At 36.7% G+C, this 13,727-nt stretch carries 16 protein-coding genes; 13 read left to right on the top strand and 3 right to left on the bottom strand.

The annotated features are described in order from the left end of the window. Window positions 1-15: 15 nt before the first annotated feature. Window positions 16-1,452 carry an NADP-dependent isocitrate dehydrogenase gene (locus J2Z26_RS10615; RefSeq protein WP_193539201.1) on the top strand — a complete coding sequence of 479 codons (1,437 nt, stop codon included), beginning with the start codon at window positions 16-18 and terminating at the stop codon, window positions 1,450-1,452. Window positions 1,453-1,558: 106 nt separating this feature from the next. Next, complete coding sequence (locus tag J2Z26_RS10620; RefSeq protein ID WP_193539200.1) at window positions 1,559-1,942, top strand: VOC family protein; 384 nt, start codon at window positions 1,559-1,561, stop codon at window positions 1,940-1,942. 381 nt (window positions 1,943-2,323) lie between these two features. On the opposite strand, the gene katG is transcribed toward J2Z26_RS10620, so the two are convergent. Beyond that, window positions 2,324-4,507, bottom strand: a complete 2,184-nt coding sequence (gene katG / locus J2Z26_RS10625) for a catalase/peroxidase HPI (protein WP_209794338.1) — start codon at window positions 4,505-4,507, stop codon at window positions 2,324-2,326. A gap of 674 nt (window positions 4,508-5,181) precedes the next feature. Between katG and J2Z26_RS10630 the strand changes: the two genes are divergently transcribed. The 3 genes from J2Z26_RS10630 to J2Z26_RS10640 all read left to right on the top strand — a co-directional run bounded on the left by J2Z26_RS10630 (window position 5,182) and on the right by J2Z26_RS10640 (window position 7,379). Continuing rightward, on the top strand, window positions 5,182-6,243 hold the full coding sequence (locus J2Z26_RS10630; RefSeq protein WP_193539198.1) for a M42 family metallopeptidase: 1,062 nt from the start codon (window positions 5,182-5,184) through the stop codon (window positions 6,241-6,243). Between the two features lie 51 nt (window positions 6,244-6,294). After that, entirely contained in the window at window positions 6,295-6,519 is a 225-nt protein-coding gene (locus J2Z26_RS10635; RefSeq protein WP_193539197.1) for a YozE family protein, read from the top strand. 203 nt (window positions 6,520-6,722) lie between these two features. After that, window positions 6,723-7,379: a hypothetical protein gene (locus J2Z26_RS10640; protein WP_319638095.1), complete on the top strand. Its 657-nt coding sequence runs from the start codon at window positions 6,723-6,725 to the stop codon at window positions 7,377-7,379. Window positions 7,380-7,444: 65 nt separating this feature from the next. Here the strand turns inward: J2Z26_RS10640 and J2Z26_RS10645 are convergent, their stop codons facing one another. Beyond that, window positions 7,445-7,636, bottom strand: a complete 192-nt coding sequence (locus J2Z26_RS10645) for a hypothetical protein (RefSeq protein ID WP_193539765.1) — start codon at window positions 7,634-7,636, stop codon at window positions 7,445-7,447. 164 nt (window positions 7,637-7,800) lie between these two features. Between J2Z26_RS10645 and J2Z26_RS10650 the strand changes: the two genes are divergently transcribed. From J2Z26_RS10650 to J2Z26_RS10665, 4 genes are all read left to right on the top strand, one after another. Then, window positions 7,801-7,977, top strand: a complete 177-nt coding sequence (locus tag J2Z26_RS10650; protein WP_193468865.1) for a YozD family protein — start codon at window positions 7,801-7,803, stop codon at window positions 7,975-7,977. Between the two features lie 146 nt (window positions 7,978-8,123). Continuing rightward, window positions 8,124-8,894: a sporulation protein gene (locus J2Z26_RS10655; RefSeq protein ID WP_193539196.1), complete on the top strand. Its 771-nt coding sequence runs from the start codon at window positions 8,124-8,126 to the stop codon at window positions 8,892-8,894. Window positions 8,895-9,092: 198 nt separating this feature from the next. Continuing rightward, window positions 9,093-9,398 carry a hypothetical protein gene (locus tag J2Z26_RS10660; protein WP_193539731.1) on the top strand — a complete coding sequence of 102 codons (306 nt, stop codon included), beginning with the start codon at window positions 9,093-9,095 and terminating at the stop codon, window positions 9,396-9,398. A gap of 83 nt (window positions 9,399-9,481) precedes the next feature. Next, window positions 9,482-9,628 carry a hypothetical protein gene (locus J2Z26_RS10665; RefSeq protein WP_193539195.1) on the top strand — a complete coding sequence of 49 codons (147 nt, stop codon included), beginning with the start codon at window positions 9,482-9,484 and terminating at the stop codon, window positions 9,626-9,628. Window positions 9,629-9,668: 40 nt separating this feature from the next. Here J2Z26_RS10665 and J2Z26_RS10670 read toward each other — a convergent pair whose 3' ends face one another. After that, a complete protein-coding gene (locus J2Z26_RS10670) occupies window positions 9,669-9,812 on the bottom strand; it encodes a hypothetical protein (RefSeq protein WP_193539194.1) in 144 nt (47 codons plus the stop codon). A 181-nt stretch (window positions 9,813-9,993) separates the two neighbouring features. On the opposite strand from J2Z26_RS10670, the gene deoD reads away from it, so the two are divergent. From deoD to J2Z26_RS10690, 4 genes are all read left to right on the top strand, one after another. Continuing rightward, window positions 9,994-10,698, top strand: coding sequence for a purine-nucleoside phosphorylase (deoD, locus tag J2Z26_RS10675; RefSeq protein WP_193539193.1), 705 nt, complete (start codon window positions 9,994-9,996; stop codon window positions 10,696-10,698). Between the two features lie 483 nt (window positions 10,699-11,181). Next, complete coding sequence (locus J2Z26_RS10680; protein ID WP_193539192.1) at window positions 11,182-12,081, top strand: M15 family metallopeptidase; 900 nt, start codon at window positions 11,182-11,184, stop codon at window positions 12,079-12,081. Between the two features lie 110 nt (window positions 12,082-12,191). Then, window positions 12,192-12,353, top strand: a complete 162-nt coding sequence (locus J2Z26_RS10685) for a hypothetical protein (RefSeq protein ID WP_193539191.1) — start codon at window positions 12,192-12,194, stop codon at window positions 12,351-12,353. Between the two features lie 202 nt (window positions 12,354-12,555). Beyond that, entirely contained in the window at window positions 12,556-13,713 is a 1,158-nt protein-coding gene (locus J2Z26_RS10690) for an MFS transporter (RefSeq protein ID WP_193539190.1), read from the top strand. Window positions 13,714-13,727 lie beyond the last annotated feature (14 nt).

Below are 13,727 nucleotides of genomic sequence, written 5' to 3' on the forward strand. Positions count from 1 at the left end.
ATGGAGGAATTAGTGATGACAAAAACACCAATAACAGTAGCTTATGGAGATGGAATTGGCCCAGAAATCATGAAGGCAACACTGAATATTTTAGAGGCTGCAGGAGCACAACTCGATATTGAAGAAATTAAAATCGGTGAGGAAGTTTACAAGAGTGGTATAACAACTGGAATGGAACCTAATGCTTGGGACTCACTACGAAGAACAAAAGTATTTTTAAAAGCACCAATAACCACACCTCAAGGTGGTGGATACAAGAGCTTAAACGTAACTACACGAAAAGCACTGGGCTTATATGCAAATGTAAGGCCTTCTAGATCGTATTACCCATTTGTAGAAACAAAGCATCCTAAAATGGATGTTGTCATAATTCGTGAAAATGAGGAAGATTTGTATGCTGGGATTGAGCATAGACAAACTAATCAAGTGTACCAATGTTTAAAACTAATATCTCGTCCAGGTACAGAAAAGATCGTTCGTTATGCATTTGAATATGCACGCAGTCAAGGTCGTAATAAAGTTACTTGCTTTGTAAAAGATAACATTATGAAATTAACGGATGGACTTTTCACAAAAGTATTTAACGAAATTGGAGAAGAATACCCAGATATCGAAAAGGAACATTGGATTGTAGATATTGGGGCTGCAAAACTTGCAGATAGTCCAGAGTTATTTGATGTGATTGTAATGCCTAATTTATATGGAGATATACTATCGGATGTGTCTGCACAAATCTCTGGATCGGTTGGGATTGCAGGGTCTGCAAACATTGGAGATCAATGCGCAATGTTTGAAGCAATTCACGGATCTGCACCACGTCGTGCGGGTCAAAACTTAGCGAATCCATCTGGTCTTCTTCAAGGGGCAATATTAATGCTACAACATATCGGTCAACCAGAGATAGCTGAAAAGGTACACAATGCATGGCTAAAAACATTAGAAGATGGTATTCACACGTATGATATTTATAAAGAAGGAACGAGCAAAGAAAAAGTAGGGACAAAGGAATTTGCAGAGGCAGTCATTGAGAGACTAGGTCAGCTACCAGAAACTCTTGCTCCGATTTCTTATGAAAAACCATTGCCAGTTAGTATTAAAGTAAAGGAACTTCCAAAGGAAGAGAAAGAATTGGTAGGTGTTGATGTTTTTCTGGATTGGGAGAAAGGAGCACCGCATGATTTAGGTGCTGAACTTGAACAATTTAATGTGAGTGGCTTAAAGCTACATGTGATTACAAATAGAGGGGTTAAAGTGTTTCCAGGAGGATTTCCAGAGACATTTTGTACGGACCACTGGCGTTGTCGCTTCTTAGACGAAAATGGTGAAGCTATCGCTCCAAGTCAAGTTGCGGAGCTTTACACTACACTGGTGAACGCTGGATTTAATTGTATAAAAACTGAAAATCTTTACAACTTCAATGGTGAGGCTGGATTTTCTGCAGTACATGGATAATAAAAAATTGTTCTTAAAAGGTCCAGGTTGCAATAGCCTGGACCTTTTCATGGTTATGCTCTACTATATTTATTGATACTTAGCAAAAGTGAAAAGAGGTAATAATATGGCAACGCTAAAACTCGAACATGTAGGGGTAATGGTAAGAAATCTTGAAAATTCAATTGAATTTTACCAAGACATAATAGGAATGAAACTAAAGGACACGTTAGTACATACAAATGGAGTTATAAGACTGGCTTTCCTTGGCTTTGATAAGGAAGGGGAAACCGAACTCGAATTAATTGAAGGATATAATGATAACTTACCTATCGAAGGTAAAGTACACCATATTGCAATAACAGTTGATGACATCGAAGAAGAAATGAACAGGATTAAGTCATTAGATGTGAAATTAATCGATACAGAAATTACAACCCTACCAAATGGTTCAAAATACTTTTTCTTTCATGGTCCAGATGGAGAATGGATTGAGTTTTTTCAAAAGTAGGTTGATTTAATGGTGTTTCATATATAAATAAAGAAGACCGACTAGATGCATTCGGGAGAAGGAAGTCTTGTCCTAAATTAAGTAACCAGCGAAAGTGAAATAAGCGGAGTTTTTTCGGTTAAATTCAGAATGGAGCACGTTCTAGGCTAAATAAGAGGAGTTTTTCCGCTTATGCCAAGCAGAATCCCAAAATTTAATGTTTTTCAAGTCAATAGGCGGAATTTCTCCGACTATTTAGCAGATCGGATGTTAATCTGAAAACTCCCATCTTAAACTGAAATTAAATTCCAGTTATAACAACTTTGAATTATCACGGATAAAATTCAGACGTGAAAAAGCATGATGATAGATTTCTAATCACCATGCTTTTTACTACTTAATTTATTTTAAATCAAAACGATCAGCATTCATTACTTTCACCCATGTAGCAACAAAGTCACGTACAAATTTCTCTCGGTTATCGTCTTGAGCATACACTTCAGCAATAGCACGAAGAACTGAGTTTGAACCGAACACTAGGTCAACTCTAGTTGCAGTGCGCACTACTTCACCTGTGTTACGATCACGTCCTTCATACACGCTACCGTCAACAGGTCTCCACTGAACTCCCATGTCAAGTAAGTTCACAAAGAAGTCGTTTGTAAGCGTGCCGACTTGGTCAGTGAATACACCGTGCTTTGTGCCACCGAAGTTTGTGCCAAGAACACGCATACCACCAATAAGTGCTGTCATTTCTGGTGCAGTTAGGTTTAGTAGCTGTGCTTTATCTACTAAAAGCTCCTCTGGGCTTACACTGAATTGCTTCTTCTGATAGTTACGGAACCCATCAGCTACTGGCTCTAATACATCAAAGCTTTCAACATCAGTTTGATCTTGTGTTGCATCACCACGACCAGGAGCAAAAGGAACAGTTACATCAAAGCCCGCATCTTGTGCAGCTTTTTCAACTGCAGCACTACCACCTAGTACAATTAAGTCTGCAAGGCTAACTTTTTTATCTAAATGATTTTGAATATCTACTAAAACTGAAAGTACTTTTGTAAGTTGTTCAGGCTGATTTACTTCCCATTCCTTTTGTGGAGCAAGGCGGATGCGTGCACCATTTGCACCACCACGCATGTCTGATCCACGGAACGTACTAGCAGAAGCCCAAGCCGTTGTAACTAGCTCGCCAATTGTAAGACCTGAGTCTAGGATTAATACTTTGATATTAGCTACTTCTTCATCTGATAAATCATAATCAACTGTAGGAACAGGATCTTGCCAGATTAGTTCTTCGGTTGGAACTTCTGGTCCTAAATATCTTGAAACAGGACCCATGTCACGGTGTAGTAATTTGAACCATGCACGAGCAAATGCATCTGCAAACTCTTCTGGATTCTCATAGAATCGACGAGAAATCTTTTCGTATGCTGGATCATGAAGTAATGCCATGTCAGCAGTTGTCATCATAGTCGGAACTTTAACAGATGCATCTTCAGCATCTGGTGCTAGGTGCTCATCTTTTGGATCAACAATTTGCCACTGCCATGCACCTGCTGGACTCTTTGTAAGCCACCATTGATATCCAAATAATAGTTCAAAGTAACCATTATCCCACTGTGTTGGGTTAGCAGTCCATGCACCTTCAATACCACTAGTAATCGTATCACGGCCTTTACCACTGCCGTGAGTACTTTGCCAACCGAAGCCTTGTGCTTCAATAGGCGCAGCCTCTGGATCTGGACCAACATGAGCCGCATCACCAGCACCATGTGCCTTACCAAATGTATGTCCTCCAGCAATTAAAGCAACTGTTTCTTCATCGTTCATTCCCATACGTCCAAAGGTATCACGAATATCTCTAGCACTTGCAACAGGGTCTGGCTTTCCGTTGGGACCTTCTGGGTTAACATAGATAAGACCCATTTGCACAGCCGCAAGTGGATTCTCAAGCTCGCGATCACCTGTGTAACGGTTATCACCTAGCATTTCAGATTCAGAACCCCAGTAAATGTCTTCTTCTGGATGCCAGATATCTGCACGTCCACCTCCGAAGCCGAATGTCTTTCCGCCCATTGATTCAATCGCAACATTACCAGTTAGAAGCAATAAGTCAGCCCAAGAGATCTTGTTACCATACTTTTGCTTAATTGGCCAAAGAAGACGACGAGCTTTATCAAGGTTACCATTATCAGCCCAGCTGTTAAGTGGAGCAAAACGCTGATTTCCAGTACCACCACCACCACGGCCATCACCTGTACGGTATGTACCTGCAGCGTGCCAAGCCATACGGATAAAGAAAGGACCATAATGACCATAGTCAGCTGGCCACCATTCTTGGCTGTCTGTCATTAGAGTGTGAAGATCTTGTTTAAGAGCTTGGTAATCTAGTTTTTTAAATTCTTCAGTATAATTAAACTCTTCTCCCATAGGATTAGATTTTCTGTCATGCTGGTGCAAAATATTTAAGTTTAATTGATTTGGCCACCAGTCTTTATTTGTCGTCCCACTAGATTTTGGAGTAGTAGTAGCACCGTGATTAAAAGGGCATTTCCCAACGCTTGCTGTGTCTTTAGTTTCCATAATTAATTTCCTCCTTTGAGTATATAAGTAGCAAAAAGTATGCTTTTAAACTTCAGTGTTAAATAATAATAATTATTATTATGTCATCATTATAATAAACTATTAAATAAAATGAAAGAATTATTACTTGGGATATTGAAAAAAGTTTTCATTTAGTAGATTTATAGTTGGTTTTATTTGTAATAGGGCCTTTTTATAAACAATTTTTTAAATAGCTTGATATCCATTTTGAACATAGACCGTTCCTTTTCACTGCAGGCACTTGCTTTCCGCGGGGAATTATGAAAAAGCACAACTGCTGGCTTTTTCAAGGGCGAATTCCCATCGGGGAGGAAGTCAAGCCTCCTCGACGTTCCGTCTGCGGGGTCTTGACCTTTCCTCTACTTCCCGCAGGAGTCAAGTGCCTTCCGTTCTCCAATCCAATCCACTCTATTTAAATATTTAGATGCCCACAATAAGTTTAAAAGGGTTTAAATGATTCAAATAGCCCAAGAGACCTTTTCCATTTTTTTATTTTCTTGTCCTTCATAGCTAAAAATATGTAAATAGTTCTTTATTTATACTGATAGTTTCTCTATTTATTTGAAATTTTTGAAAAAAGTGCTTATACTAAATTGTGTTACTACATTAATTGGTTAAAGTGACGAATCTATTATTATTAAGGGGTAATTCGTATGTTTGAACTTTTAAAGAAATTAACGAGTCTTCATGGCCCGTGTGGTTATGAACAGCCGATTTCATATTTTATTAGAGATTATATAAAGGAATTAGTGGATGATGTGAAAATCGATCCAATTGGTAATGTGATTGCCGTTAAAAAGGGGACAAGTTCAGGACCTAAGGTGATTTTGACTGCGCATATGGATGAAGTAGGTTTTATCGTCAAAAAGATTGAAAATAATGGCTTGATTCGTTTTGAAAAATTAGGAGGACACGATGACCGTATCCTTTTAGCACAGAAAGTAAAAGTTAGAACACGAACTGAGGAATTGTTAGGTGTTATTGGGACCATGTCGGCTCACTATGTCAAATTCGATGACCCAACCAAAGTAAGAAAACACCAAAATCTTTATATTGATATAGGAGCAAAATCAAAAGAAGATGCGATTGAAATGGGTATCGAAATAGGATTACCGATAACTTGGGCAAGTGAGTTGGAGTTACTCGGGAATTCTAAAACAGGCAGAGTGGTTGGAAAAGGGTTAGATGATCGTGCTGGTTGTGCTGTTCTAATAGCAGTTCTAGAACAATTACAAGGCAAAGATTTTTTAGGTGAAATTCACTTCCTATTCACCGTTCAAGAGGAAGTCGGACTCCGAGGAGCGAAGGTAGCTTCTCATAATATTGAAGCGGATGTTGCCATTGCAGTAGACACTACTGCTGTTAGTGATACACCTGAAGAAACAATGGACCAAACGTTAGCCTTAGGTGCTGGAACTGGAATCAAGATTATAGATTTTAGCCTAATTGCACATCCAACTGTAAAAGAAAGCTTAGTTAACTTGGCGAAAGAAAATGAAATTAAGTTCCAATATGAAGTGTTCCCGGGAATTGGTACTGATGGTGGGGCTGTTTCGTTAAGTAACAAGGGAATTCCAACCGGAGTTCTTTCCATTCCTTCACGTTACGCTCACTCACCTGTAGAGGTCGTAGATTTAGAAGACATGGTTGCTACACAACAACTAATCTATACTTTTATTACTTCTTTATCAAACGATAGCTCATTCTCATTTTAATTTGTATAAAATATGATAAAATGAGTAAACACTTAGTTTGAGGGGATGACCATGAACAAAACGTTTTATCATTTTATTTTAAAATATCGCGCTGTAAAGGTACGTGATGAAATTAGTAAGTTTGCTAATGACGTATATGATGATCATAGCTTTCCTAAAGGGTCTAGTGATTATCATGAAATTAGTTCCTATCTAGAATTAAACGGCCAGTATCTATCGAGTATGTCAGTATTCGATGAGGCATGGGAGATTTATCTTTCAGATGAAATAAAATAACTATTATGATGAATTTTTAGGCGAACCAATAAGGGTTCGTCTTTTTTGCGCTTTTTTTGAGATTAATCCTAATACTCATTTCATTAGCGATACAAGCCTTACTTGCATAGTATATTGTAACTTTTATTTATCACGACTCTTCAAAGGGGATGATTATTCTGGATAGAAAAAATAAACCAAAGTATAAAGTAGGAGATGTAGTCGTGATTATTGTATATGGAACAGTTGGCACGATTACAGATATAAAAAAAATGAATGATCTCTGGACATATGAAGTAAACCATCATTCTGAAGCCCTTTACCTTGAGGATACATTAAAGCTTCTCTCAGAATATGAGGGTAAAGTACTTGAATCTGAAAATATTGAAATTGAATTTAATTACTACTTTGGTGACTTGGTACTTGTTGCAGGGTATGGACGTGAGTTCTTCAAGGTCATCGGAATACGTACAGAAATTTGGAGATATAAGGACAATGCTTGGGAGGAAGTCATCTATGAACTAACGCGAATAAAAGATGGGGAATGGCTAGAAGCCGGTGAGGAGGAACTAACCCTTGTAGCAGACCATCAACATGCAGAAGCATTTTTACAAAAAATCTCCCAATTGTATTTAGCGAAGAAAGAGACTACAAGTTTGGAGATGCACGGGATGAAAAAAGAATTTCGCAAATCTGAAAAGGAACACTTAAAAAAAGAAAATGAGCGCAGAGAAATTATTGATGGGCTATTGGATGTATACAATGATTACAAACTCCTTTATGAATTATTTGAGGATGATCAATATAAAGATGTGATGGAATTGGCTTTAAAAAACTTAGAAAAGCTCACAAGCATGAAGTCCAGTGATCAAAAACAATAATCACGACTACAATTTAAGGTTATTAACTTATCTCTTGATTGAGGTGAGTTTTTTATTGGTGTTCATTAGAATAACCCTTTCGCTATAATATAGAGGAAATAAGGAATGCCAACAATTACAATGACAGAGAACATTGCCTGTAGCGCTTTTTCAAAAAGTATATCAAATTTTTCACTGTCTAGTATTGATACAAAACGGTTCGTTTTTACTTCTGTTTTAGAACGGATTGCCTCCATTTTATACACCTTTGCTAACATACAAATTCCCCCTTATTTTCGTAAAGCTTGTCCACTTGCTTACATACTATGCCGAAAAAACTTCAATCATTCCAAAAAAATTAAAAGACAAAATATCGATACCCTATTCAATTGACATAAGTTTTAGTGCTTGCTCATAAAACTTAATAAAGGGGGGCGGTATTGTGAAAGAAATTGACGTTGTAATCGATACGGAGGAAATTGCAGAATTCTTTTACAATGAGCTGATCAAACGCGGCTATGCACCAAGTGAGGAAGAAATTGAGCAAATAGCGGACATAACCTTTGAATATTTACTTGAAAAGAGCATCATTGATGAAGAATTAGAAGAAGATGACTAAGAAACAACGGGTAGAAATACTCGTTGTTTTTTTATATGAAAAAATTGGTAGAAAATTAACTAATTTGTCTTAATAATTGAAACCTCTAATTGTTAGGTTCGTATATAATAAATGTAGTAAGTATATTGAGTACTGGGGGTAGAGAAATGTCTTTATTTAATAAGGTTTTTGCAAGTGTTGGAATTGGAGCGGCAAGAGTGGATACAAAGCTTTATGAAACAACATTTACAGCTGGCGAGGAAATTAAAGGGGTTGTAGAAATCACCGGAGGGAACATCGCTCAGCAAATAGATGAAATATACATTACCTTAAACACAACGTATATAAAAGAAAGAAATGATTCTAAAATGAATCAACATGCGATTATTGATAAGTTTAGAATTTCTGAAAGCTTTACAATTGAAGCTAATGAGAAAAAAGAAATCCCATTTAGTTATTCTTTACCATTAGATATTCCTGTTACAATGGGAAAAACAAGGGTTTGGTTACAAACAGGGTTAGATATAAAAAATGCAGTTGACCCAACAGACAGAGATTTTATCGAAGTTAGAGCTTCTCAGTTGATGACAGCCGTGTTAGATACGGTTAGCGATTTAGGATTTCGTTTAAGAAAAGTAGATTGTGAAGAGGCACCGTATAAATTTAGAAGACGACTGCCATTCATTCAAGAGTTTGAATTTGTTCCAATGAGTGGTAGCTTCCGTGGAAAGCTTGACGAGTTAGAGCTTGTATTTTTCCCGCAATCAAACAGCTCAGTCGAAGTCTTAATGGAAGTAGATCGACGAGCTCGCGGACTAGGAAGCTTTTTAGCTGAAGCGCTAGAAATGGATGAATCTTTAGTACGCTTCACTGTTTCGACAACGGATCTTCCTCAGTTAAAGGATAAAATTCATTCAATCATAAACCGATATAGTTAATAATATGTGACTTGAGCTATTAAATGCTCAAGTCTTTTTTATGGAATTTTAAAGTGTAGATTCTAGTACTTTTGTAGCTTTTTACGAAGTTAAGGTGTTTCGACAAAAGAAGAGGAATTGTGAGAAAGGAATCGACAGAGGATAGGTCTAAATAATAGGGTAACTCTGGATAAGGCGGGGATACCAGTGGTACATAAAATGCTATTTTTTAAAACAAGAGAAAAAGTGCAATACGATATAACCATTTTTCAGACTCCGAAGTATGGTGAATTGAAAGGGTATAGACAGGTATACCGTGTAACTATAGAAGGAATTAATCATAAAGATGCAATTAAAAACGTATTTCGCATGTTTAATGTAAATGATTTAATCCCTAAAGATTATCAAGCTCGCTATTTAAACACAGGTGATATTCTTTTGTTTGATGAAGGAAGAAAGGGGCAAACCTATTACAAGTTATGTGTCGGTGGCTGGCAGAAAGTAAACCGAGTGATTCTTAGGTAGATCTGTAAACGTGATTAATAGAGTAAGCTGCATAATTTGTTGAGTAGACGGAAAATTTATACTTTGAAAGGAGTCGATGATGAATGGATAAAAAACAAAACATACCTTCTGTTGCACCTGGAATTGATGATGATGAAGAGTTAGAACGTTCAGCATCTAAGCAGGAAAAAGATAAAGGTGAATTTACTCAGGTAACTAAATTATCTTATGATGAAGTAGATCCTTCTTAACACAACACTAAAAACCCTAAAAAAGGGTTTTTAGTTTAGCTTATTTATTATGCCCTGGACCATTTTTTCTTCCACTTGCAGAGTATTCTTTATCGTGGGCAATATGTTCAGCCTCTATTACTTCGGGGGGAATATGGTTATTCTTTTTAGGACTATTAATTCTTGCGCGATGCTTTTTTCCCATGATGATTTCCTCCTTAACAATTCTTCTTCTATAATATCTCCTGTTTGATTGGTTATTATTTTTCATTTATATGGTGAAAGTTCCTATATTAAACAACTACTTGTTTCAAATGAACAAAAAAGTATGCTATATTGTTTAATTGTAGTCAATACTATAAAAAAGATTTAACTGGAGGTTCATTATGAGTGTACATATTGGTGCTAAACAAAATGAAATAGCGGAAACGATTTTATTACCAGGAGATCCACTTCGTGCAAAATATATAGCAGAAACGTTTTTAGAAGGTGCAACTTGTTATAATGAAGTACGTGGAATGCTTGGTTTTACTGGGACATATAAAGGTGAGAGAATTTCAGTACAAGGAACTGGAATGGGTGTTCCTTCAATTTCTATCTACATAAATGAATTAATGCAAAGTTATGGGGTACAAAATCTTATCCGTGTAGGAACATGTGGTGCTATTCAAAAAGATGTAAAAGTACGAGATGTGATTATTGCGATGAGTGCCTCAACAGATTCACAAATGAACCGCCTTACTTTCGGAGGAGTTGACTATGCTCCAACTGCATCCTTCCCATTATTAAAGAAAGCGTATGATGCAGGGGTTCAAAAAGGGTTAAACTTAAAAGTAGGTAATGTCTTCACAGCAGATATGTTTTATAATGACAATGCTGAACTTGAGAAATGGGCTAATTATGGTATCTTAGCGATTGAGATGGAAACAGCTGCCCTTTATACTTTAGCAGCTAAATTTGACCGCCAAGCTTTATCTGTTCTTACAGTAAGTGACCATATACTAACTGGTGAAGAAACAACAGCAGAAGAAAGACAAATGACCTTCAATGATATGATTGAAGTAGCATTGGATGCGGCAATTGCAAAATAGTAGAGGGAACCCTGAGTTGTGGAGACTTGGGGTTTTTGTGTTTTTTGATAGTGTGGGGTTATTATTGTTCTAGGATCAGTGAAGTGCTGTTACCAAATTTACGTGCCGGGAAATGACGGATATTGGGAAATGAGGTAACGTAAAAGGATTTACGTGCCGGGAAATGACGGATTTTGGGAAATGAGGTCACATAAAAGGATTTACGTGCTGGGAAATGACGGATATTGGGAAATGAGGTCACATAAAAGGATTTATGTGTCGGGAAATGATGGATATTGGGAAATGAGGTAACGTAAAAGGATTTACGTGCTGGGAAATGACGGATATTGGGAAATGAGGTAACGTAAAAAGTCACGTAAACACAAACCTTACCCAAACAATTATAAATCTCTTCCATATAGGACAAGTTATTCTTAAAATGGTAAAATAAATAGTGGATAGTTTGTTCATGAAACTAACATCAAGAAATAGAAGGGTGGAGCCATGTTTATAAAGTCAAATCGAATAATCATTGTTTCTCTTATGGTTCTGTTTATACTTTTGGTTGGATGTAAGAATTCAAACAACAATCTTCCACCTGAAAATGCAAGCGAGACGGAAAATAACTCAAATGAACAAAAAGAAAATACAGATCCTAAAGCAAAAACTGACAATAATGAACCTAAAGTAGTTGATAAAGATTCATCGAACGAAGAAGAAATGGAACAACAATCTCCTGATACGCCACAAAATAGCGATTGGGTCCTTGAGGAAGTGTATTTTAATAAAGTCGAAGAACAAGATGGATTGTTAGTAATTCTAAATCCTGAAAATTTACTCGCCCTTGTAAATAAAGAGCATAGCCTACCATCTTCATATATACCAGAAGGCATGGTAGCTCCAAATGTTCGTTTTTCTTTTGGAGATGAAGATGTTCCTAAAAGATATATCCGCAAGGAAGCAGCTATAGCACTTGAGGAGATGTTTGCTAAAGCCGACAGTGAAGGTATATACTTGTTTGCGGTCTCTGGATATAGGGCATACGAAACACAAGCTTATATATTCGACAGTCAAGTTCGAAAAGTAGGAGAAGAAATGGCTATGCATGCAGTAGCCTTACCTGGTCAGAGTGAGCACCAAACTGGTTTGGCTATGGATGTAACAAGTAGAAGTGCAGGCTTTTTACTTGAGGAGCAATTCGGGGATACTCCTGAAGGCAAGTGGATCCAAGAAAATGCTCATTTATTTGGATATATTGTACGTTATCAAAAAGGAAAAGAAGAAATTACAGGATATCAGTATGAGCCATGGCACCTTCGTTATGTAGGTAAAGAGATTGCGAAAGTAATTTATGAAAATGATATCACCTTGGAAGAATATTTTGAAAAGGTCAAAGGTATTTAGAGACTGACTAGTAATCCATACTATTCTCAGTAGTTTCGTACTAATTTCGAAAAAAGGTAGTTCAAAATGACTTGAAAAATGATATGATTCTTTTAAAGGAGCTGATTAGTATGGATAAGATTCGTCGGAAAGGTATTAAAGAACTTGTCTTACAACTTCGTAGCAAAGGAATCAATGTTAGTACTTCTAAGTCCCGGGCCAAAATCTTACATAATTTACATAACACCGAAAAGCTCATTAATAAAAACTTCCCTATAAACTTTCAACAATAGGCTACTGATTTAGCAGATCAGTAGTCTTTTTTTTGTCTTTTTTTCTACAGTAAATCACTCTTCACTGAATCGACAAATTTACTGTGACGTACTTCACAGTCTTATAAATCTACGTCCTTTACAATGAACATATGAAAACAACTTATACGTGTTGAAAACGTAAAAACGAAATAAAATTATTTTTAAAAATGGAGTGAGCATTATGAAACAGCTAGAACGTTCGTTTTACTCAAAAGCAAGCATGTATTCATTCTTAGTCGTTCTTGGATTGCTTTTATCGATGTGGATAGCTACCGACGGCTTAAAATACTTAAAACCGACTCAGATGGGGTATATCATCGGTTCGCTTATTTTCGCTATTGGACTATCCATTCGTATGGCGTTTTGGATGTATAGAACAGCTACTAATAGAATGGTGAAAAGAAGTTTAATAAATTTAAAATCGCTTGAGCGCTTTAAACGAAATTGGAAATCTATTTTACTAACTGCAATTAACAACATCTTTCTACAAAAGTTTATTTTTAAACGCGGTATTTATCGAGGTATTCAGCACTGGTTGATTGCATGGGGCTGTATTGGGTCATTTGCTGTTACTTTTGGGTTAGTTTTTGGATGGGTAAGATTTGATCTAGTCACACCTGAACTATACCAAATGGTGGTTTTCAACATTCCTACAATTACATTGCACCCTAATGGCTTACTTGCTTCAATGACATATAACGCGCTAAACATTTTCTCTCTGCTATTACTTTTAGGACTTGCGATGGCGTTATTTAGAAGAATGACGGATCCTGATGTTCGAGTAACGCAACGATTTGAATTTGATATATTACCGTTAATTATTCTCTTAGCTGTGACAGTATCTGGCTTGTTACTAACGGTATCTTATAAGTTTTTAGATGGTTGGATGCACCACCCAATGGCACTAGTTCATCACGTAACAGTAGTTGTTATGCTTATTTATTTCCCTTTCGGAAAGCTGTTTCACTTACCAATTAGACCGTTAGCAGCTGCTGTTCCTATGAACTATCAGGAAGTTCTTAAAGTTGATACGAGGGCATGTAAGAAATGCGGAACAAATTACAGTAGTGATGATCAAATTTCGGATGTAAAAACAATTTTGGCTGAACAAAGCTTTGACTTGAAATTAGATGACGGTTCATATCTTGCAGACTACTGCCCAGGCTGTAGAAGACGAATCCGTGCAATGAAACAAATGAATATGGAAACACCGATAGGGAATCCATACGGGCCGATTAGCACGATGAACGATATACACATCTCAGGTTTTGGAAAGCAAAGATCTGAAGAATTTTATAAATTACCAAAAAAAGATGAAAAAGAAAAAATAGTTAAATAGTCGAGGGGGAACAA

The sequence above is a fragment of the Cytobacillus luteolus genome, assembly GCF_017873715.1.
Classification (GTDB): Bacteria; Bacillota; Bacilli; order Bacillales; family Bacillaceae_L; genus Bacillus_BV; species Bacillus_BV luteola.

Bases quoted from the DNA above. Each gene is read 5' to 3' on its own strand.
- J2Z26_RS10615 (WP_193539201.1), top strand. From the start codon at position 16: ATGACAAAAACACCAATAACAGTAGCTTATGGAGATGGAATTGGCCCA.
- J2Z26_RS10620 (WP_193539200.1), top strand. From the start codon at position 1,559: ATGGCAACGCTAAAACTCGAACATGTAGGGGTAATGGTAAGAAATCTT.
- katG (WP_209794338.1), bottom strand. From the start codon at position 4,507: ATGGAAACTAAAGACACAGCAAGCGTTGGGAAATGCCCTTTTAATCAC.
- J2Z26_RS10630 (WP_193539198.1), top strand. From the start codon at position 5,182: ATGTTTGAACTTTTAAAGAAATTAACGAGTCTTCATGGCCCGTGTGGT.
- J2Z26_RS10635 (WP_193539197.1), top strand. From the start codon at position 6,295: ATGAACAAAACGTTTTATCATTTTATTTTAAAATATCGCGCTGTAAAG.
- J2Z26_RS10645 (WP_193539765.1), bottom strand. From the start codon at position 7,636: ATGTTAGCAAAGGTGTATAAAATGGAGGCAATCCGTTCTAAAACAGAA.
- J2Z26_RS10655 (WP_193539196.1), top strand. From the start codon at position 8,124: ATGTCTTTATTTAATAAGGTTTTTGCAAGTGTTGGAATTGGAGCGGCA.
- J2Z26_RS10660 (WP_193539731.1), top strand. From the start codon at position 9,093: ATGCTATTTTTTAAAACAAGAGAAAAAGTGCAATACGATATAACCATT.
- J2Z26_RS10665 (WP_193539195.1), top strand. From the start codon at position 9,482: ATGGATAAAAAACAAAACATACCTTCTGTTGCACCTGGAATTGATGAT.
- J2Z26_RS10670 (WP_193539194.1), bottom strand. From the start codon at position 9,812: ATGGGAAAAAAGCATCGCGCAAGAATTAATAGTCCTAAAAAGAATAAC.
- deoD (WP_193539193.1), top strand. From the start codon at position 9,994: ATGAGTGTACATATTGGTGCTAAACAAAATGAAATAGCGGAAACGATT.
- J2Z26_RS10680 (WP_193539192.1), top strand. From the start codon at position 11,182: ATGTTTATAAAGTCAAATCGAATAATCATTGTTTCTCTTATGGTTCTG.
- J2Z26_RS10685 (WP_193539191.1), top strand. From the start codon at position 12,192: ATGGATAAGATTCGTCGGAAAGGTATTAAAGAACTTGTCTTACAACTT.
- J2Z26_RS10690 (WP_193539190.1), top strand. From the start codon at position 12,556: ATGAAACAGCTAGAACGTTCGTTTTACTCAAAAGCAAGCATGTATTCA.